1 protein-coding gene is annotated in these 419 nt (G+C 60.1%); it reads left to right on the top strand.

All coding sequences use genetic code 11. The annotated features are described in order from the left end of the window. The coding region (locus ALO43_RS02350; protein WP_157062260.1) for an isochorismatase family protein at window positions 1–268 on the top strand (268 nt) is incomplete at its 5' end. Between the last annotated feature and the right edge of the window lie 151 nt (window positions 269–419).

Here is a 419-nt window from a genome sequence, read left to right as displayed (position 1 = left end):
GTGGTTACGTTCGGACGGGATTGGGCAGGTGGTGATTGTCGGCGTGATCACCAACAATTCGGTCGAGTCCACCGCACGCAGTGGCGGCAATCTGGGGTTTGATGTGCTGGTCGCGCACGATGCCTGCTTTACCTTCGATCAACAGGACTTTTTCGGCACGCCGCGCAGTGCGGAGGACGTGCATGCAATGTCGCTGGCCAACCTGCACGGTGAATACGCCACGGTCCTGTCCACGGCGCAGATCCTTCAGCATATTGCTGTCGAATAAGCGCCGGACGGGTTTACTTGCGGGTTTTCTTCGGGGCTGCGGGAAGCGGGGCGAACAGTGCCTGCAAATCTTCGTCGCGCAATTTCCAGTCGCCGCTGGTGCGACCGTCAAGCACACCCGAGGCCAGCGCTGATTTTTCCCGTTGCAGGCG

The organism is Pseudomonas tremae (assembly GCF_001401155.1).
GTDB classification, from domain to species: domain Bacteria; phylum Pseudomonadota; class Gammaproteobacteria; order Pseudomonadales; family Pseudomonadaceae; genus Aquipseudomonas; species Aquipseudomonas tremae.
The sequence above is the reverse complement of the archived record's forward strand: the minus strand, read 5'-3'. Positions and strand labels throughout refer to the sequence as shown.